Genomic DNA, 16,892 nt, shown 5'->3' with positions numbered 1-16,892 from the left:
GGCGATGCGGAAAGAGGCCGCGGGGGGAGAGCGAAGCGAACGCGGCGGCGGAAAAGGGCGATGGTGGGATGAGAACGCGCGGCGTTGAGGCCCTGGCGAAGGGAACCCAAAGCGAGTTGCGAGGCCGGGATACGAAGCGAAAGCGGGACGGCGGCAAGATCAGGCGGGTGGGTGGGCGTGACCCGGGCATGCGAAAGGCTGATGGCGGCAGGGTAGGCCGAGTGAGTGAAAACGGTGGGCGTGACCTAGGGCGTGCGACCGCAGGGGGGCGCGAAGGCAGGCCGGGTGGGTGAAAAGAGGCCGGGGCGCGCGGAGGTGGCGGCCTCGCGGGAGGGACGGCCGGGACCACGGCGGGCGTCGGAAAGCGGGCTCTTAAAGGGTTTTCACCATGGCGTGAGGAGCACGGCCTCGATGACGATGGCGGTGAGAGCTCCGGCGGCGACGAGGAGCAAGGGTGGGGGAGCTGGTTCGCCGCCTTGGATTTCGGGGGCGATGACGGCGATGGTTAGCCACGGGAAGTAAGGCAGCCAAGCGTGTTCGATGCCGCCGCGGGCGAGTCCGGCTAGGACGGAGAAGACGACGGCCGCGGCGCCGCCGAGGAGGAAGGGCCAGCCGGGAGTGTTGCGTAGCTTGCGGATGCTGGCGACCAAAGGTGGGCCGGCGGCGATGAGGAGGGCGCACATGCTGATAAGGCCCCACCACAAAGCGGAACGGTCGGGCTCGATGTGGGTGGCGAAATCCTCATACGCGGCAAGGAGTCCGTCGGTCCAGGTGAAGCCGAGCAGGGAGGCGCCCATGACGGGCACCAGAGCGCCGATGCCGCTGAAGACGTTTAGCGCGGCGCGGCGGCGGGCGAAGTAAATGCCCACAATGGACAGTCCGAGCCAGGCTGCGGCATAGGAGAAAAGTGCCGCGACGCCGAGCAGGAGACCGGCCCCGAGGGCCCAGAGCGCGGCCTGCCAGCCTTTGTGGCGCGTGGCTTTGAGGCCCGCGACGGTCATCGCCGCGGCGATGGTTAGGACGACGGCGTCCATGGATACGGCGAGCCAAACGGCGTAAGGCGCGAGGATGATGACAGGAGCGAAATGGCGTGCGGCCGTTTCACCGCTGGCGTCGCGGATCGCTGCCAGGACAAGCGGAGCGGCCATGGCGCCGATGATGGTAACCACCATCGCGAAGCCGAAGTGCTCGGTGATTCCGGCGCGCTGCAGCAACCACAGGAACAGCACGGGCGCCGGCGGATGTCCGCGAGTGGCGATCGTGTGCTCGGCATTGCGAGTAGTAAACGATTTCAGATAGCCAATCGGATCGTCTCCGACGTCATCGAGATCGCCGAGATAGCTATCTGGCGTGAGTGAACGCGTGAGTCCTGCGGTTCCGTCCACAAGGGCCAGTGCGACAGACCAGGTCAGCAGGCCGAGCGCCGACCCGGCGGAGATGGCCCACCACGGCAATCGGTCCATGAGCCCGCGCCGGGTAAACGCAAGCACCGCAACGGCCACGGCCGGAGCAGCCAGTGATAGCGGTGAAACTTCAAATCGATAGCTGCCGAGGAATGGCGCACTCGCGGTGCCTAGCCGCGCGCCGCCGCGCACCGCTAGCCACGTCACGAGCAACCCCACGCTGACCAGCAACAACCAGCCGGCCAGATCCCTTTGCTCACGAGTCCTCACGGCGGAACACGCTATCGGGTACCCGACAGGAGCGCGCGTGTCGGTTGGCATGAAATTGATATCTAGCGCATGATCGTCGAAGGCGGTCTAATAGATGAGACCGCAAAGTCCGTATCGTCACTAGGACGTGAGGGAATCAGGATGGCAGCCACCGGCACAGCTAGCACGACGGAGAAGGGACGCCGGATCGTCGGCACCGAACGTCAAACGCTCGCTAAAGACCTCGTGAAGCGCTACACCTCGGGTGAGAGCATCCGTGCGCTGGCCGCCTCGACCGGTCGCTCGTATGGGTTCATCCACCGAGTGCTTACCGAGTCGGGTGTCCAGCTTCGCCAGCGCGGCGGCGCCCGTCGGCGCAAAAAAGCATGACTCAGATGGCTGGCGCTAGCCGCGCCCTTGCTAGCGCGAGCCTGAAGGAAGCCGGCCGGGGATGACCGCGACCGGCTTCCGTGTTTCTATCGACGGTCCTGTCGCGACAGTGACATTGGACCGGCCGGAGGTGCGCAACGCGCAGACCCCGGCGATGTGGCTAGGCCTGCGCGATTTCGCACACTCGTTGTCCGGGGAAACCCGGGTCGTGGTGCTTAAAGGCGCAGGTAGTTCGTTTTCCGCAGGCCTCGACAGATCGACGATGGGCGAATCGCTTGCCCAAATAGCGGGACTCAGCCCGGCTGAAGCGGCCGACCTTATCGGCACATATCAATCCGGTTTCTCCTGGTTGCGCCGTCCCGATCTGCTGACTATCGCTGCGGTGCAAGGACATGCGATCGGCGCTGGATTCCAGTTGTCGCTCGCGTGCGATTTCCGCGTCGCCGCAGAAGATGTGTCATTTTCGATGGCTGAGGTGACGCTGGGGCTCGTGCCCGACCTGACTGGAACCAAGCGCCTTGTCGAGCTGGTTGGCTACGGCCGGGCGCTGGAGTTGTGCGCGACGGGACGCCGGGTCAACGCCGCCGAGGCGGAACGGATCGGTCTGGTGAACCTGGTAGTGCCGCAGGCTGACCTTGATGGCGCTGTCTCCGACCTGTGCGCGGCGCTCCTGGCGGGCAACCGCGACGCGGTCGTGGAGATTAAGGCCCTGCTGTCCGGTGCCGCGGGACGTTCTTTTGACGATCAGCAGCGCTTCGAGCGGGAGGCGCAGGTGCGCCGCATCCGCGACCTAGCGGGTCTTGGGGAGTAGGACCAAAGTCCTAGCGGCGTTGTCACAGCGCGGCGCTAGGTTTGGACCGTGACTTTTCCTGGGGGACCCGGCGGTGGCATGGAGATGCTTATGCGCTCCATGCGTCGTGGCCAAAGTGTTGAGAACCGCAAAATCGGCCGGGCGACCGCGCTCAGGATCCTGGCGTTCGCCAAGCCCTACCGCCGCGAAATCACCTACTTCCTGGCCGTCATCGTGGCGTCGGCCATCATCGGCGTGGTCACGCCAGTGCTCGCCGGTGACGTCGTGCGGACCATTACCCGCGGCGGCGCTGACGCGGGAGCGATGGTTGTCCGGCTGGCACTGTTCATCGCCGGGCTGGCCGTGGTGAGTGCCGGGCTGTCCCTGGTCGAGCGTTGGTTCTCCGCACGCATCGGCGAAGGTCTCATCTTCGATCTGCGGACCCAGGTCTATGACCACGTGCAGCGGATGCCGGTGCAGTTCTTCACGCGCACGCAGACCGGCGCGCTGGTGAGCCGGCTCAACAACGACGTGCTTGGCGCCCAGCGGGCGTTCACTTCGACGCTGTCCGGAGTGGTCAGCAACATCGTGCGGCTCGTGCTGACAGCCGCGGTGATGCTGACCCTGTCGTGGCAGATCACGTTGCTGTCGCTGACCCTGCTGCCATTGTTCATCCTTCCCGCGCGGCGCATCGGGCATCAGCTGGCCGCGATCACGAAGGAGTCCTATGAGCTGAACGCCAAGATGAACGCGACGATGACGGAACGCTTCGGGGTCGCCGGGGCGCTACTGGTCAAACTGTTCGGCTATCCGTCCGAGGAGTCGGGCAGGTTCTCTAAGCGGGCCGCCCGTGTGCGTGACATCGGTGTTCAGTCAGCGATGTATTCCCGTGTCTTCTTCGCGGCCATGATGCTTGTCGCCGCGCTGGCGCAGGCTCTGGTTTATGGCCTGGGCGGCTGGTATGCCGTGTCCGGCTCGCTTGACGCCGGTGATGTGGTGGCGCTGGCGATGCTGCTGACCTCGCTCTACGGTCCGATCACGGCACTGTCCAATGTGCGCATCGACGTCATGGGCGCCCTCGTGTCGTTTGACCGGGTGTTCGAGGTGCTCGATCTGGCTCCCGCGATCGCGGAGCGTCCAGACGCGGTGAGCATCCCGAAGGGGGCGTCCACTGTGGAGTTCCAGGACGTCCACTTCCGTTATCCGGCCGCGTCGGAGATTTCCCTTGCGTCGCTTGAAGATGTCGCGACCCTCGACCGCACCGTCACCGAGCCCGTGCTGCGCGGCGTCACGTTCAAGGTCGAGCCGGGCCAGCTTGTCGCCTTGGTTGGGCCATCGGGTGCGGGCAAGTCGACCACCTCGATGCTGGTGAGCCGGATCTACGACGTGACGTCTGGTTCCGTGACCGTTGGTGGCATCGATGTGCGCGAGGCGACGCTGGCGAGTTTGCGCGACACCATTGGCGTGGTGACTCAGGACGCGCACTTGTTCCACGAGACCATCGCGGAGAACCTGCGCTATGCCAAGCCTGACGCTTCCGATGACGAGCTGTGGGAGGCACTGCGCGGGGCACAGATCGACCACGTGATCCGTGCCCTGCCGGACGGTTTGGACACTGTCGTGGGCGAGCGCGGTTACCGCTTCTCCGGTGGGGAGAAGCAGCGCATCGCGATCGCGCGCCTGCTGCTGAAAGCGCCATCGATTGTCATCTTGGATGAGGCGACCGCACACCTTGACTCAGAAAGCGAAGCAGCCGTTCAGCAAGCATTGACCTCGGCACTGACCGGGCGGACCGCGCTCGTGATCGCGCACCGCCTGTCCACGGTCCGTGCCGCTGACCAGATCCTTGTCCTGGATGGAGGGACGATCGTCCAGCGTGGAACGCATGAGCAACTGCTCGAGGCCGGCGGACTGTATGCGGACCTTTACAAGACTCAGTTCGCCATCACTGATTCCCCTTCGATGGCAAATCGGTAACGTGTCGGCATCATGACGGTGGCCTGAGCCACCTTCGGGGGAAATACGTCATAGAGCTTGTTTAAGCTGCCCGAGTACTTCAAACCCTCGATTGAAGCGAAGGATCCCTCGATGCGACGCATTCTCGCCGTGGCCACTCTCGGCCTGGCGCTTTCGGTTGTTTCGGCTTGCGCCGACCCGGTTCAGGAAACGCCGGGCGCGAGCACGAGCCCGTCGGCCGCCCAGACCAAGACCTTGGCCGACAAGAAGACCACCTGCGACGCGTACAAGGCATTGCAGACCGAATTCGAAGCGAAGGCGATGGCTTTCGCCCCGCAGCTGATGGCTGCTTCAGCCGACCCGAGCAAGGCCCCGGCGCTCATCGTGGCCGCGGCGCCTGTGTTCGCCGAATATGAAACCAAGCTCGGCCCGATCGTGGCCGACGCTGGTGACGCGACGGTCAAGACGGCACTCGACGCCGAGCTGACCGCTTTCAAGAAGCTCAACGCCGACATCAAGGCCGCTGGCACTGACCCGACCAAGGCGCAGGCTGTCTACCAGACGATCATCAACGACAGCTCTGACCCGTCTGAGAAGGCCAAGCAGGCCTGCGGCATCGAAGACAAATAGCCTCTACCAGCCGCGCAGCGCGCCGCCGTCGACCGGGATGCTGATCCCGGTCAGGTAGCTAGCCGCCGGTGACAAGGCAAACGCGGCGACCCGGCCAAACTCGGCCGGGTCGCCGAGCCGTCCTAAGGGGATGCTCGCTTCGGCCTCCGCACGGGCCTTGGCCGCGTCTCCCGTCGCCGCGAACAGCTCGATGTTGCGGTCGGTCAGGATGCGGTGCGGCAGCAGGCTCAGCACCCGGATGCCGCGTGGGCCCAGCTCGTCAGCCATGTCTTTAGCGGCACCCGCCAGCCCGGGCCGCAGGCCGTTGGATAGGCCGAGTCCCTTGACGGGTTCCTTGGCAGAAGATGACAAGACCAGGGCGATCGCCCCGCCATAAGGCAGCTGGGCGGCGATGGTGCGGGCCGCGCGGATCGCTCCAAGGAAGACGGTCTCGAACGCGTCGCGCCACTGCTCGTCAGTGGCGCCCGCGGCGGTGGTGCGGGGCGGGCCGCCAACGGAAAGCAATGCACCGTCGAGACGGCCAAACGTGTCGTGCGCCGCCTCCGCGAGGCGAGCTGCCGTGGCTGGGTCTCGGAGATCGGCGGCCAAGCCGACCGCGGCAGAACCTAGGGCGTCTACCGCCGCGTCCACCCGCGCCTGGTCACGCGCGGAAATCACCACCCGTGCCCCGTCGGCGACCAGGCATTGCGCCGTCGCGAACCCCAGCCCACGGGACGCTCCGGTCAGCACATACGTCTTGCCACTCAGTCCGAGATCCATGCACCGATCTTATTTGTCGACGGCGCGCTGCAATTCCGCCTTGGTCATCGACGAGCGGCCCTTGATGTTGCGGTCCTTGGCCTCTTCGTATAGCTGATCGCGGGTGCGGCCCTGCGCGCCCTTGTGCGAGCGCAGGCCACCACGGCGCGACGAGGAGATGTCCTCTTTGGACAGACGGCTGGACTCCTTCGCCTCACCAGCGCGGGCACGCTCCTTGTTCACCGTGCGTGCGGCGATCTCTTCGGCGACATCCTCAGACTCGCCGCGCTCCAGCACACCTTCCTTGATGTGCTCGTATTGTCGCTCTCGCTTAGCGTTCCAGGCTTTCTGTGGCATAACCTCGCTACTTCCCGCTGGTCGGGCGCTTTAAACGGCTTCCAGCGGGGTAGGACAAAGGGATGTCGAACACCGATGTGCGCGATGACCTGCTGCTGACGATGAAGCGCGTGACGAGCGTGCTGAAGCAAAACCAAATCCCCTTCGTTCTGGCGGGAAGTTTCGCCGTGTATGCGCGCGGAGGTACTTCGAGCGAACATGATGTCGATTTCCTCATCCGCCACGAAGACGCCGAACGTGCCCTTGAACTGCTCAGTGAGCAGGGCTTCACCCCTGAGCATCCGCCCGAGGACTGGCTCGTCAAGGTCTACGATGAGGGCAGGCTCGTCGACTTGATCTTCCGGCCGGTCGACCGCCCCGTGACCGAGGAAATCCTGCGTGACTCCGAGATCCTCCAGGTCAACGCCATCCGCCTGCCGGTCCTGTCGGCGACCACGCTGATGATCCATAAGCTGCTCGCGTTCAGCCAGCATCACTGCGACTTCTCCAAGGCGCTGCCGGTGGCCCGTTCCCTGCGCGAGCAGATCGACTGGGGCCGGGTGCGCGCGGAGACCAGTCAGTCCCCTTACGCCAAAGCGTTTTTCGTCCTGCTAGAAGAGCTGCAAGTGCTGTCCAAAGTGGAGGCTTAGATGAAACTCGACCACGACGAGTACGCTGAGGCTTCCGCGCAGCGCGAACTCGCCGAAGACCTATCGGAGCAGGGAATTGACATCGTCCGCCGCGACGGTGTCGTCGTCCTGCGGGGACACGTGGAAAACGAGGAACGGCGCGACAAAGTCGCCAGCAGAGTCAGCGCCCACTTCCCGAACGCCAAGGTGCAGAACGACATTACGGTGGTGCGGGCAACGCCACCATCGGATGCGGAGGAATTGCGATGATCCGGGTAGCCGCGGTTGGGGATGTTCACATGGACGCCGACCTGCTAGGCCGTTACCGCCCTGCGCTGCAGGAGCTACCTGGCCGGGCCGATTTCCTGTTGCTCGCGGGCGACCTGACCCGGCACGGCACCGTGGCCGAAGCCCGGTGTGTGGTGAAGGAATTTAGCGGGATCGGCGTTCCCGTCATCGCTGTGCTGGGCAACCACGACCACCACAGCGACGAGGCCGATGCCGTAGTGCAGACTTTGACCGAAGGCGAGATTTCGGTACTAGAGGGAGCGTCGATCGTGGTGGATACCCCGGGCGGGCGGGCCGGGATAGCTGGCGTCAAGGGATTTGGCGGCGGTTTCGCGGGCCGGTGTGCGAGTGCTTTCGGCGAGAGTGAGATGAAAGCCTTCGTGCGCACGACCGAAGCGAGCGCCGACGCCCTCTGCGAGGCGCTGACCGGGCTCGACACGGACATCCGCATAGCGCTCACGCATTACGCACCCGTGCCGGACACTCTCGCGGGTGAACCACCGGAGATCTACCCGTTCCTCGGCTCCTACCTGCTCGGTGAGGCGATCGACGCGGCCCCCGCCACGCTGGCCATTCACGGGCACGCTCACGCGGGCACGGAACGCGGCATGACGCCTGGCGGCGTAAGGGTCCGCAATGTCGCTCACCCGGTCATCAAACAGGCATACAGTGTGTTCAATGTCGAATGCTGATTGGGTCGCCCGGGTTCGCAAGCTGGAAGAGGAAGTAGCGGGCCTGCGGCGCGCGCTGCGCAGCAGAGGGCTCATCGAACAAGCCAAAGGCATCCTGGCACGCGAGCACGAGATCGACCCGGAGCAGGCGTTCAAGCGGATGTCGCTGGAGTCGCAGAAACGCAACGTGGCGGTCGCCGATCTCGCCGCCGACATCGTCGCCGGGCTCAAAATGCCGGCGCCGCCCCGTCGCGGACGCGGCACGCCACCTGGTTTCGCCCGGCACCTGCAGCGTGCCGTCAGCAGCGCGGCATCGACCGTCTCCCTTCCCGAACTGGCCGCCACGCTGTGGCAGGACGGACTGGTTGAAGCGGGCGCCGATGGCGTGGCCGTCATGGCCGTCTATGACACGGAGCAGCGCCTCGTCGCGTCCGCGGGTAACCCCGGTCCTGACCCGTTGGTCTATCCACTGGAGACCGCTAACGGCCGGATCCTGCTGCAGCTATCGTTTTCGGGACCCTTGGCCGACGATGAGCAGGCCGCCGTGAGCGCGCTCGCCGGTGCGGTGGGCGGCATTGCCAGCCGGATGTGGTGTCCGCCAGCGATCGCCTGGGATCAGTTGCAGTGGATGCGAGAGGTCCTCGGCACGGTTTATGGGCAAGGCAAACTGCTTTCGCCGGTACGCGATGACAATGGCCAGATCACGGATTTCACGGTCGACTACGCCACGAAGGAAGTGACCACCCTGTTTGGACGGTCGCTAGCCGACTTGACCGGTGCGCGACTGCTCGATCTGGAGCCACATCTGGCCAGCAACGGGGTGTTCGACGGATACGTCGAGGCATACGAGAAGGGTGTCGCCTTCGAGCGGCCCGCTTCCTATGAGACGGTGCTATTCCGGGGCCGCCCGCGGCGGCTGCTGTTGCGGCGCAGGGCTTTCCGGGTCGCCGATCACCTGCTCGTGTCGCAGCAGCATCTCGATGCGGCGCAACGGCAAAACGAATACGTCGCGCGCATGGAAGTCCTTGGCAGCCTTGGCTTCGCCGAGTGGGACCTGGCGTCGGGTGAAATCAGCTGGTCTCCCGGGTTCTACCGCTTGTTTGGCCGTGATCTGGGCGAAGGCCCGTCGGCGTGGGATCGCCTGCCCGTTGACAGCGAAGAGTTGCGGCAATTGCGTTCCGTCGCGGGGACAGCCGATGTGGTGCTTCAGCTAACGCACGCCGACGGCACGCTGCACTGGCTGCGCATGCTCGCCGAGTCGAAAGCCATTGATTCGGGCGAGGTTCACCTCATCCAGGCGGTCGCCACCGACATCACCGAGGAGAAGGTCGCCGAGGAAACGTTGCGGCGCACCGAAGCGGCGCTTGCCGGGCAGCGCTTGCGGGTCGCGACCGAGCGTGAGCTGACCCGCCAGATGCGCGAGATGTGGTACCCAGCGTCCACTTTGGACTTGGAGGTGCCCGGCTTGCATGTGCGCGGGGTGCACTGGGTGCCGCCGGAACATGAACGCGTGCAAGCGGATTTCCTCGACGCGATCGCCGATCCCGACGGCAGTGTGCTGATGTGCGTCGGCGACATCATCGGCAGCGGGCTCATGGCTGCGGCGACGATGACGCGCTTGATGTACCCAGCGCGTGTCATGGCCCGCGATGGTGCCGAGCCAGCCGAGATCCTGGCCGCCCTCAACACGGAACTGCTGCTCGATCCGAAGGCGCCGATGGCGAGCATGGTTATCGCGCGGTTCTCGCCCGATCGCGGCACGCTCACGTGGGCCCAGGCCGGTCACCTCGCCCCGGTGCTCGTGCGCAGTGGCAAGGCCAACCAGCTCACCCCGCCCCGGGGTGTTCTGCTCGGCCTGACCGAGTCTGATTTCGAATCAGAAGAGCTCGATTGGGTACCAGGTGATTTGCTGATCCTATTCACCGATGGCATCGCATCTGGCTATCGCTCGCAGCGCAACCCGATGGGCCCGTTGCTGAAGGAGATGCAGCGCCATGCGCTTGACGGCGGCCCGGGCGCCCTCGTGGAGCGGTTTATGGCGGCGGCCGACAGCGAGGCGTGCATCCTCACGGCGCAAGCCGTTTGACCTGTTCCGCGCGTGGGTATGCCCGAATCATGACCAAACGCGACGAGGCAGCCGAGGAAGCAACCAGGCACCTGCAGGAGATAGCCGAGCGCGACCGCGCCCGCCGCCGGGAGGACACCAGCAAGGGCGGTGCCGAGCACGATCCCAGAGAGACGACCGAGCCGCCGCAGCCGTTTTCCGGGTCAGAACACTGAGCCAATCACCCTGCAGCGCCCGCCGGCTTGAATGACGGCTGCGAGACGGCGGTGCGCTCGGACTAGCCGCACCACTGGCAGCTTTCGCCGCCGTGGTGCGGTTGTCCCGTCGTAGGCGAACGTGGCCTCGCGTAACGCGAGTTCGAGGCGTGCTTGCGCGGTCTGTGGCGGATGGTCGCGGGCGAAGTCCCACCCGTCGCGCAACGAACCCAGTGGCGCCCGTTGACCGGCCCACGCGCCGAATGCCTCCAGCCATCGTCCGTTGTGGCTTTCCGCTAGACGCGGCCACACCTGGGCCACCTCCGCGCCGCGTTTGCGCATCAGCGCGCTTCTGGTGGCCGTTAACGCGGGTGCTGCGAAGCCGGGCGGGATCTCCGCGCCCGTCACAAGGGCTCGTACGAGAGCGGCCTGCCGTTCCGCGAGCGTCATGAGGTGATCACGGGGTGGCCGCAGGCGTGTGAGATGGCGTCCAATTCGGACTTCAGTACCTCGGCGGCCGGGTAGGCTCCGTCGCGCTCCAGCAGGGCCGGCGGTGCACCAGGGATCGCCTTAAGCAGGTCAAGCACTTCGCGCGGGACAGGATCGGTATGCGTGTCGTGGTAATAGCCATCCGCGCTCCGCCCACCCGCCACGTGCATGTAGGCGATCCGCTCCAGCGGCAGTCGCTCCACACTGGACAGTGGATCTTCGCCGCGGTTGAGGGCGTTGGCGTAGCAGTTGGCCACGTCGAGCAACAGCCAAGCACCCGTACGGTCGAGAATGTCGGTGAGGAACTCTGCCTCGGTCAGCTCATCGCCGGGCCAGCTGAACAGGGCCGCGATCGGCTCAAGGGCGATCGGCACGGACACGGATTCCTTGACACGCAAGACATTGCGGACGATCACATCAGCCTGCTCCCGTGTGCGGGGGACAGGCAGCAGATGCCCCGCCTCTAGCCCGCCCGCTCGCACGAAAGCGATGTGCTCACTGATCAGCGGAGCGCCGAGAACCTCGGCACACCAGGCCAAGTGGCTGACGCGTCCCGGATCGGGCTCATCGGTGCCGCCCAGCGACAGTTTCACGCCGTGCGGCACGACCGCGACCCCACGCTCCGCAAGCGCCGAAAGAGCCGGCGGCACACCGCTATGCAGCGATTCCGCGATCACCTCGGTGAACCGCAGGCCGGGCAGATCCGCGGCAACGCCAGCGATTTCGGGCCGCCAGCCGATGCCGGTGCCCCGTCCTGCCAGCGGGCTGCTCATCCGCCGCAGCCTCCGCCGCCGCACCCTCCGCCGCCGCCACCGTCTCCGCCACCGCTGCCGCCGGAATCTCCGCCCACGCTGCATCCCGTGGTGCTCGAACTCGCGGCCACGGCACGCTGGTTGATCGCGGCGGTGTGCGCGGCCAGCAGGGGATCGGCCTCCCACAGCAGCGCGGTGCCAAACAGCCCCACGGCCACAGCGGTCATCGCTGGATCGTAGGTGTTCCACGACGGCCGGTAGGAGGGCTTCAAGTGCTCAAATTCCCGGGTTTTCGCCGCGATAAGCTCGTGTCCCGCGCGGGTCAGCCGGGGCCGGTGCGCCAGCATGACGATGGTGATGACAGCCAGTGCCGTCAGCGTCAGGAAAAGGTAGAGCACCGGTTTGTCGTTGCTGACGCCGGCGATGAAGCGCCAGGTGCCCAAGCCGAGCAGCAGCAACAAGACCCAGACGCCCTTGCGGGCTGACTCACGGTCGTCTTGGGTCAGCAGCAGCCCGCGGTTTTCGAGGTCGCGTTGCACACGCTCCAGCGCCGCGCGCACGCCGGTATCGCGCTGGATCTGTATGACAGTCCGGTCTGAGCCCACGGCCATCAGGACCGCACTGTCCACATCGGACGCACCTACCGGGGCGCCACCGCGGCGGCTGAACCGGCCGAGTTCGCCAATCGAGATCGCCTCGTTTCGGCGCAGCCAGGTCAGAGAGGTCTGGATCGCCCGCACCGGGCCGTCGCGCAGGAAGCCGAGCTGGGCTGGTGGCAGATCGGTCTGGGCGCCAGGCTTGTCACCTTTGAAGATCCGCCGCCGGTGGCTAAGCGTGAACAGCAGCACCACCACGACGGTGGTGATATAGAACGCCAGGAATAGCGGCCCAGAAATGCCCCAGGTGTCTGGCATGACGCCTCATTTCTTCCGCATGACGACGACCATCACGGCGGCGATCATCGCGGTGACGGAAACGCACAGGCACATCAGCAAAATCAAGTGCCAGGGTTTGACGGATCCCATGCCCGGCAGGGTAACGGAGACGCGCTAGCGGCGCCGGACCGTCTCCTCGATGAGGTCGAGCACCGGGCCGAGCTCGCCCGCGTCGCCGCCCATGGCCAGCCGCTTGACCAGGCCGTCGTAGGCCAGCTCAAGGAAATGGGTCAGCACTTCAAGCGGGACATCATCGCGCAAGGTTCCGGCGCTCGACTGCCGCTGCAGCCGTTGCTGGGTCGCGCCAGAAATGGCCGCGTCGTGTGCGGCCCATCGCTGGGCGAAATCTGGGTCGGTGCGCAATCTCCGGGCGACTTCCAATTGGGTACCAAGCCAGCCCGCCGAGTCCGGATCAGACGCCCTAGCCAGCAGATCGCGCATCACTTGCACCAGGCCGTGCTCGGCGACCGTGGCCGTCATCTCGACCGCGTCGTCCTCGGCGACCGCGAGGAACAGTGACTCTTTGTCACGGAAGTGGTGAAAGATCGCCCCACGGGACAGGCCGGTGGCCTCTTCGAGACGGCGGACAGTGGCGCCCTCGTAGCCGTATTGCGCGAAGCAGGCTCTGGCCGCGGCAAGGATCTCCTGGCGGCGGGCGTCGAGCTGATCCTGGCTGACCCTGGGCACGTGCTGATCTTCCCAGGTCAGGGGAGGCTGTGCAATCCGTACGTACGGAATGGACCCGACGCGGTGTGCCAGGTCGACGAGGCCGGCCTAGGCCAGCGAGTGAATGCACACCGTGACCGGCACAAACACGGGATGGCACACGTGTACGTGTGGCCGCGCGCGCAATGTCATCCGCGCATGGAAGAATCCCTCGGCGTCACGTATAGGAAGGATGCACAGTGGACCTGTCCGATTTGACAGCGACCAACGTACCGACCTGGGTGATGGTGCTAGTGGTGGCCATCTTGAGCGTCTCCCTGGTGATCGGCGTGCCGCTGGCCCGTGCGGCGGGCAAACGCCGTGGGCACCGCTTGGCACATCCCGAGGCTTTCGCCAGCCGCAAGGAGAAAGTCAAAGACACCGCCCTTTTCCTTGCTGCCCTGATCCCGTCCTTGCTGGTGTGGCTCGCCGTTATGGGCGTGTCCTTCATCGGCCTCACCGGCTTCGCCAAGGATGTGATGGGCTGGAATCACTGGACTAACATGCTTGTTCCGCTGAGCCTCGACGGCATCAGCGTCTCTTTTGGAGCTTGGGCCTTCGTGGCCGTCAAGCGCGGCAGGCACCCTGGCCGCGCCTACAAGATCGTGTTCGCCGCCGCGACGATGTCGGCGGTGCTCAACTTCGTGCACGGCCGCGACGAGTATTCGATTTGGGCCGGTGCCTACTTGGCGTTCCTTTCCATGGCTGGCATGGCGATGTTCCACGAGCTGCTCGATCAGTTCATGGCCGGTTACGACGACGAAGTCGCGCTCAAGACGCGTTACCCGCGTTTTGGCCAGCGCTGGGTTTACGCACCCATGTCGACCTTCGCCGCGCGGCGTGCGTGGATCGTGCACCCGCCAGACGAGGGCATCAGGCCGAGCGTTCGCAACGCACTCGACCATCTCGAAGCGGTCCGTGACGCCAAGCGCCAGCGCCGTCTCGACGGTGCGCTGCGCGTCCGCGAGGAGCAGCAGGCCAAACTCGTTGAGGTGCACGCGAAAGCGGAAGTCAGGCGCGCCAAGGCCACCGCTGGCCGGCGTCCCGAGGTCGCGCACCGGCCTTACCCTTCCGTGCCACAGCAGCAATCACCGCAGCACGCTCAGCCTCCGGCGCTGCGCGACCCGGATCAGAACCACGCCGACGCCCTGCGCACGCCCACGGGCTCGCAGCCGGTGCTCGATCCGGTGCAGCGCGCCGAACTCGAGTCGATTTTCCCGCTCCAGAACGGCCGTGAGCCGATGGGAAAACACCCGCTGTGGGACAACCGGCGCGACGAAACACAGCGGATGATCGCCGAGGCGCTCGCCATGGGCGAACCGGTCATGCCGGGTCAAGTTCGCGACTGGGCGCATCAGCAATTCGGCTTCAGGCCCTCGGATCAATGGGCCCGGGACCAGATCAAGGCTGCTCGCAGCAGAGACATCGTGGGAATGGACGCTGATCTCATGTGAAGTTTCATGTTCTGGGCCGGTGGGGGCTTCACCAGCGTGTCTTGAGTCACGTATCGTGCCCGCGTGCCCCTGTTGCTGCTGGACCTAGATAACACCCTCGTGGACCGGGACGCCGCGTTCCGGGCCTGGGGTGCCCTGTTCCTCGCAGATCTCGGTGCACCGGCCTATGACTTGGACTGGCTGGTGGATGCCGATGCCGATGGCATGACTTCCCGCTGGGATCTGGCCGATGCGATCAAGGAGAGGTACCGGCTACGCACCTCTGTAGTCGACATTGTTGACGAGTTACACGAAGGGCAGATCGCGAGCACGAAGTTCGATCCCATGGTCGGTGCCGCGCTGCGGATCGCCGCCGACGCTGGCTGGGTTCCCGTGATCGTTACCAACGGTGAAACCCGCCAGCAGGAGGCGAAGATCCGCCACACCGGCCTGGACCGGTTCGTGGCCGACTGGGTGATCTCGCAAGAGGTTGACTGCCGCAAGCCGAACCCGCGGATATTCGAGATCGCGGCGGAGCGGGTGCGCATGCGGCTGCGCGGTGCATGGATGATCGGCGATGGCCCGGAAGCCGATATCGGTGGGGCCACGACGATCGGCATCCCGAGCGTGTGGATCCACCGGGGCAGAAGGTGGGTTGAGCCACGTTTTGGGCCAACTCGCGTGGCAGACGGCGCGATCCAAGCGGTCGCCGAGGTTCTCGCCGCGGATCCGCAGTACCGCATGCGCTGATCGTTTGTTAGGCTAACCAGCGTTGTGTTCGCTCTGGCGAAGAGGAAGGAGCTGATTCCTGTGATGACTGTCGTTGTTGTGCGCTGCACCCCGGTCTCGAATCTTCTTCTTTCTTCTCTCAATGGAGCCCAAAGTTGCGTAAGCAATCCCGTCGTTTCGATGACGACGATCTAGACACAACCTACGAAAAATACTTCTCTGAAGATCCCGAGTGGGACGAGACACCGGATAAGCCTGAACACGGCGACCGTTGGTCCACATGGGATCTATCCAGCCCAACCGAGCGCGGTCCGGTGCCTTACCCGGAGTGGCTCGTCACCGATCTTGCCGCGGTCGACACTGAGCATGGCGTGCTGAAAACCGGCAAAGAAGCCGACGCCTGCTTGGTTACCCGCGCGATTCCGGGGACAAATCGCAGCTGCATGCTCGTGGCGAAGCGGTATCGCAGCCACGATCACCGCATGTTCCACCGCGACTCTGGTTACCTGGAAGGCCGGCGGGTCAAGGAATCCCGCGTCAACCGGGCGATGGCAAGCCGCAGCGCGTTTGGCAAGGAAGCCATCGCGGGGCAGTGGGCGGTCGCCGAATTTGGTGCCCTGTGCCATTTGTGGAACATCTGCGAGCAGCTCGGCGTCAAGCCGTTCGTTCCGTACCCGGTGCAAATCCTGGGCACGGAAGTCCTTATGGAATACCTCGGCACACCCGACGGCACGGCCGCGCCGCGCCTGGCCAACGTTCGCGGGACGGATGCTGAGCTGCACGACCTGTGGGAACAAATGTTGCTAGCGCTGACCGTCATGGCACGGGCTGGCTACACCCACGGCGACCTGTCGCCCTACAACATCCTCGTCCACGAGGGACGGCTGATGATTATCGACCTGCCGCAAATCGTTGACCTTGTGGCGAATCCACAGGGCAAGCGGTTCCTCGAGCGGGACGTGCACAACGTTGTGACGTGGTTCGCCGCGCGGGGCATCGAAGGCCTCGACGAGGCATCGATCACGGCAGAACTACTGGCGGAGGCTGGGGTACGGTAACCCCATGACTGAGGCCACTTCGCTGGCGGTCAGGACCGATACCGCGTCCATGGCGCGGGTCCTGACCGTCTTGCAGACGCTGCTCTGGGGCATCTATCTCTGGGCCCTCGTCCTGTTGCTTCTGGCGGCCGCTGACTATGGCGGCCTTGGCTTCTGGCCCTTCGCTAGTGGCGGCGACATGCGCGACCCCAAGGACGTTCTGCCTCTAGGCGATGGTGCGGGCCAGATTCTTCACCTGCCGGTGTTGCTGACTGTCCTTTTCGGACTGTTGCCGGGCGCCCTGTTGCTTCTCGCCGCGATTCCTTTGCTGATCGCGCAGGCGAAGTCGGGCCGCATGCACCGGATGCTGCTCGTGAGCACCGTCATGATGGGTGCCGTCGTCGCTGTGCAGATGACCCCGTTCGGTGCGCTCGTGCGTGAGTGGATGCTGGACTAAGACGAAAGAGGGGGCC

Annotated in this window: 20 protein-coding genes; 13 read left to right on the top strand and 7 right to left on the bottom strand. The window is 65.3% G+C overall.

Annotation, left to right across the window (positions count from 1 at the left end):
* Positions 1–383: 383 nt before the first annotated feature.
* Positions 384–1,673 (bottom strand): hypothetical protein, encoded by a 1,290-nt coding sequence (locus A3E1_RS0112535; protein ID WP_245571145.1) that lies wholly within the window; start codon positions 1,671–1,673, stop codon positions 384–386.
* A 141-nt stretch (positions 1,674–1,814) separates the two neighbouring features.
* On the opposite strand from A3E1_RS0112535, the gene A3E1_RS0112530 reads away from it, so the two are divergent.
* The 4 genes from A3E1_RS0112530 (at position 1,815) to A3E1_RS0112515 (ending at position 5,418) form a co-directional block, all read left to right on the top strand.
* On the top strand, positions 1,815–2,042 hold the full coding sequence (locus A3E1_RS0112530) for a helix-turn-helix domain-containing protein (protein ID WP_020521113.1): 228 nt from the start codon (positions 1,815–1,817) through the stop codon (positions 2,040–2,042).
* A 61-nt stretch (positions 2,043–2,103) separates the two neighbouring features.
* Positions 2,104–2,853, top strand: a complete 750-nt coding sequence (locus A3E1_RS0112525; RefSeq protein ID WP_020521112.1) for an enoyl-CoA hydratase/isomerase family protein — start codon at positions 2,104–2,106, stop codon at positions 2,851–2,853.
* Positions 2,854–2,937: 84 nt separating this feature from the next.
* A complete protein-coding gene (locus A3E1_RS40015; RefSeq protein ID WP_245571162.1) occupies positions 2,938–4,809 on the top strand; it encodes an ABC transporter ATP-binding protein in 1,872 nt (623 codons plus the stop codon).
* Between the two features lie 111 nt (positions 4,810–4,920).
* Positions 4,921–5,418: a hypothetical protein gene (locus tag A3E1_RS0112515; RefSeq protein ID WP_020521110.1), complete on the top strand. Its 498-nt coding sequence runs from the start codon at positions 4,921–4,923 to the stop codon at positions 5,416–5,418.
* Between the two features lie 3 nt (positions 5,419–5,421).
* Here A3E1_RS0112515 and A3E1_RS0112510 read toward each other — a convergent pair whose 3' ends face one another.
* Both A3E1_RS0112510 and A3E1_RS0112505 read right to left on the bottom strand, forming a co-directional pair.
* Entirely contained in the window at positions 5,422–6,177 is a 756-nt protein-coding gene (locus A3E1_RS0112510) for an SDR family oxidoreductase (protein ID WP_020521109.1), read from the bottom strand.
* 9 nt (positions 6,178–6,186) lie between these two features.
* Positions 6,187–6,513 (bottom strand): hypothetical protein, encoded by a 327-nt coding sequence (locus A3E1_RS0112505; RefSeq protein ID WP_020521108.1) that lies wholly within the window; start codon positions 6,511–6,513, stop codon positions 6,187–6,189.
* 62 nt (positions 6,514–6,575) lie between these two features.
* On the opposite strand from A3E1_RS0112505, the gene A3E1_RS0112500 reads away from it, so the two are divergent.
* The 5 genes from A3E1_RS0112500 to A3E1_RS47070 are packed head-to-tail and all read left to right on the top strand — an operon-like array spanning position 6,576 to position 10,360.
* Positions 6,576–7,142 carry a nucleotidyltransferase gene (locus tag A3E1_RS0112500; RefSeq protein ID WP_020521107.1) on the top strand — a complete coding sequence of 189 codons (567 nt, stop codon included), beginning with the start codon at positions 6,576–6,578 and terminating at the stop codon, positions 7,140–7,142.
* Positions 7,143–7,391, top strand: coding sequence for a BON domain-containing protein (locus A3E1_RS0112495; RefSeq protein ID WP_020521106.1), 249 nt, complete (start codon positions 7,143–7,145; stop codon positions 7,389–7,391).
* On the top strand, positions 7,388–8,101 hold the full coding sequence (locus A3E1_RS0112490) for a metallophosphoesterase family protein (protein ID WP_020521105.1): 714 nt from the start codon (positions 7,388–7,390) through the stop codon (positions 8,099–8,101). Before A3E1_RS0112495 ends, A3E1_RS0112490 begins: the two co-directional genes overlap by 4 nt.
* Entirely contained in the window at positions 8,088–10,166 is a 2,079-nt protein-coding gene (locus tag A3E1_RS0112485; RefSeq protein ID WP_020521104.1) for a SpoIIE family protein phosphatase, read from the top strand. Before A3E1_RS0112490 ends, A3E1_RS0112485 begins: the two co-directional genes overlap by 14 nt.
* 29 nt (positions 10,167–10,195) lie before the next feature.
* Positions 10,196–10,360 (top strand): hypothetical protein, encoded by a 165-nt coding sequence (locus tag A3E1_RS47070; RefSeq protein WP_020521103.1) that lies wholly within the window; start codon positions 10,196–10,198, stop codon positions 10,358–10,360.
* Here A3E1_RS47070 and A3E1_RS0112475 read toward each other — a convergent pair.
* The 4 genes from A3E1_RS0112475 to A3E1_RS0112455 form a co-directional block, all read right to left on the bottom strand.
* Positions 10,349–10,789, bottom strand: a complete 441-nt coding sequence (locus A3E1_RS0112475; RefSeq protein ID WP_020521102.1) for a hypothetical protein — start codon at positions 10,787–10,789, stop codon at positions 10,349–10,351. The two genes, A3E1_RS47070 and A3E1_RS0112475, sit on opposite strands and share 12 nt — an antisense overlap.
* Entirely contained in the window at positions 10,786–11,601 is an 816-nt protein-coding gene (locus tag A3E1_RS0112470) for a DUF692 domain-containing protein (protein WP_020521101.1), read from the bottom strand. Before A3E1_RS0112470 ends, A3E1_RS0112475 begins: the two co-directional genes overlap by 4 nt.
* Positions 11,598–12,494, bottom strand: coding sequence for a TIGR04222 domain-containing membrane protein (locus A3E1_RS0112465; RefSeq protein ID WP_020521100.1), 897 nt, complete (start codon positions 12,492–12,494; stop codon positions 11,598–11,600). The genes A3E1_RS0112470 and A3E1_RS0112465 overlap by 4 nt, the downstream gene beginning before the upstream one ends.
* Positions 12,495–12,629: 135 nt before the next feature.
* Positions 12,630–13,202, bottom strand: a complete 573-nt coding sequence (locus A3E1_RS0112455; protein ID WP_020521098.1) for a TetR/AcrR family transcriptional regulator — start codon at positions 13,200–13,202, stop codon at positions 12,630–12,632.
* A 218-nt stretch (positions 13,203–13,420) separates the two neighbouring features.
* On the opposite strand from A3E1_RS0112455, the gene A3E1_RS0112450 reads away from it, so the two are divergent.
* The 4 genes from A3E1_RS0112450 to A3E1_RS0112435 all read left to right on the top strand — a co-directional run bounded on the left by A3E1_RS0112450 (position 13,421) and on the right by A3E1_RS0112435 (position 16,876).
* Entirely contained in the window at positions 13,421–14,674 is a 1,254-nt protein-coding gene (locus A3E1_RS0112450) for a DUF2637 domain-containing protein (RefSeq protein WP_020521097.1), read from the top strand.
* 63 nt (positions 14,675–14,737) lie between these two features.
* Positions 14,738–15,403 (top strand): HAD family hydrolase, encoded by a 666-nt coding sequence (locus A3E1_RS0112445; protein ID WP_020521096.1) that lies wholly within the window; start codon positions 14,738–14,740, stop codon positions 15,401–15,403.
* Between the two features lie 134 nt (positions 15,404–15,537).
* Positions 15,538–16,440 (top strand): serine protein kinase RIO, encoded by a 903-nt coding sequence (locus A3E1_RS0112440; RefSeq protein WP_020521095.1) that lies wholly within the window; start codon positions 15,538–15,540, stop codon positions 16,438–16,440.
* A gap of 4 nt (positions 16,441–16,444) precedes the next feature.
* Positions 16,445–16,876, top strand: a complete 432-nt coding sequence (locus A3E1_RS0112435) for a hypothetical protein (protein ID WP_020521094.1) — start codon at positions 16,445–16,447, stop codon at positions 16,874–16,876.
* Positions 16,877–16,892 lie beyond the last annotated feature (16 nt).

Source organism: Catelliglobosispora koreensis DSM 44566, from assembly GCF_000379685.1.
Classification (GTDB): Bacteria; Actinomycetota; Actinomycetes; order Mycobacteriales; family Micromonosporaceae; genus Catelliglobosispora; species Catelliglobosispora koreensis.
Note: the sequence above shows the minus strand (reverse complement) of the source record. Positions and strands in the feature narration are given on the sequence as shown.

Coding starts and splice junctions, on each gene's coding strand:
- A3E1_RS0112435 (WP_020521094.1), top strand. CDS start 16,445: ATGACTGAGGCCACTTCGCTGGCGGTCAGGACCGATACCGCGTCCATG.
- A3E1_RS0112525 (WP_020521112.1), top strand. CDS start 2,104: ATGACCGCGACCGGCTTCCGTGTTTCTATCGACGGTCCTGTCGCGACA.
- A3E1_RS0112490 (WP_020521105.1), top strand. CDS start 7,388: ATGATCCGGGTAGCCGCGGTTGGGGATGTTCACATGGACGCCGACCTG.
- A3E1_RS47070 (WP_020521103.1), top strand. CDS start 10,196: ATGACCAAACGCGACGAGGCAGCCGAGGAAGCAACCAGGCACCTGCAG.
- A3E1_RS0112465 (WP_020521100.1), bottom strand. CDS start 12,494: ATGCCAGACACCTGGGGCATTTCTGGGCCGCTATTCCTGGCGTTCTAT.
- A3E1_RS0112470 (WP_020521101.1), bottom strand. CDS start 11,601: ATGAGCAGCCCGCTGGCAGGACGGGGCACCGGCATCGGCTGGCGGCCC.
- A3E1_RS40015 (WP_245571162.1), top strand. CDS start 2,938: ATGCTTATGCGCTCCATGCGTCGTGGCCAAAGTGTTGAGAACCGCAAA.
- A3E1_RS0112485 (WP_020521104.1), top strand. CDS start 8,088: ATGTCGAATGCTGATTGGGTCGCCCGGGTTCGCAAGCTGGAAGAGGAA.
- A3E1_RS0112475 (WP_020521102.1), bottom strand. CDS start 10,789: ATGACGCTCGCGGAACGGCAGGCCGCTCTCGTACGAGCCCTTGTGACG.
- A3E1_RS0112510 (WP_020521109.1), bottom strand. CDS start 6,177: ATGGATCTCGGACTGAGTGGCAAGACGTATGTGCTGACCGGAGCGTCC.
- A3E1_RS0112515 (WP_020521110.1), top strand. CDS start 4,921: ATGCGACGCATTCTCGCCGTGGCCACTCTCGGCCTGGCGCTTTCGGTT.
- A3E1_RS0112500 (WP_020521107.1), top strand. CDS start 6,576: ATGTCGAACACCGATGTGCGCGATGACCTGCTGCTGACGATGAAGCGC.
- A3E1_RS0112530 (WP_020521113.1), top strand. CDS start 1,815: ATGGCAGCCACCGGCACAGCTAGCACGACGGAGAAGGGACGCCGGATC.
- A3E1_RS0112505 (WP_020521108.1), bottom strand. CDS start 6,513: ATGCCACAGAAAGCCTGGAACGCTAAGCGAGAGCGACAATACGAGCAC.
- A3E1_RS0112495 (WP_020521106.1), top strand. CDS start 7,143: ATGAAACTCGACCACGACGAGTACGCTGAGGCTTCCGCGCAGCGCGAA.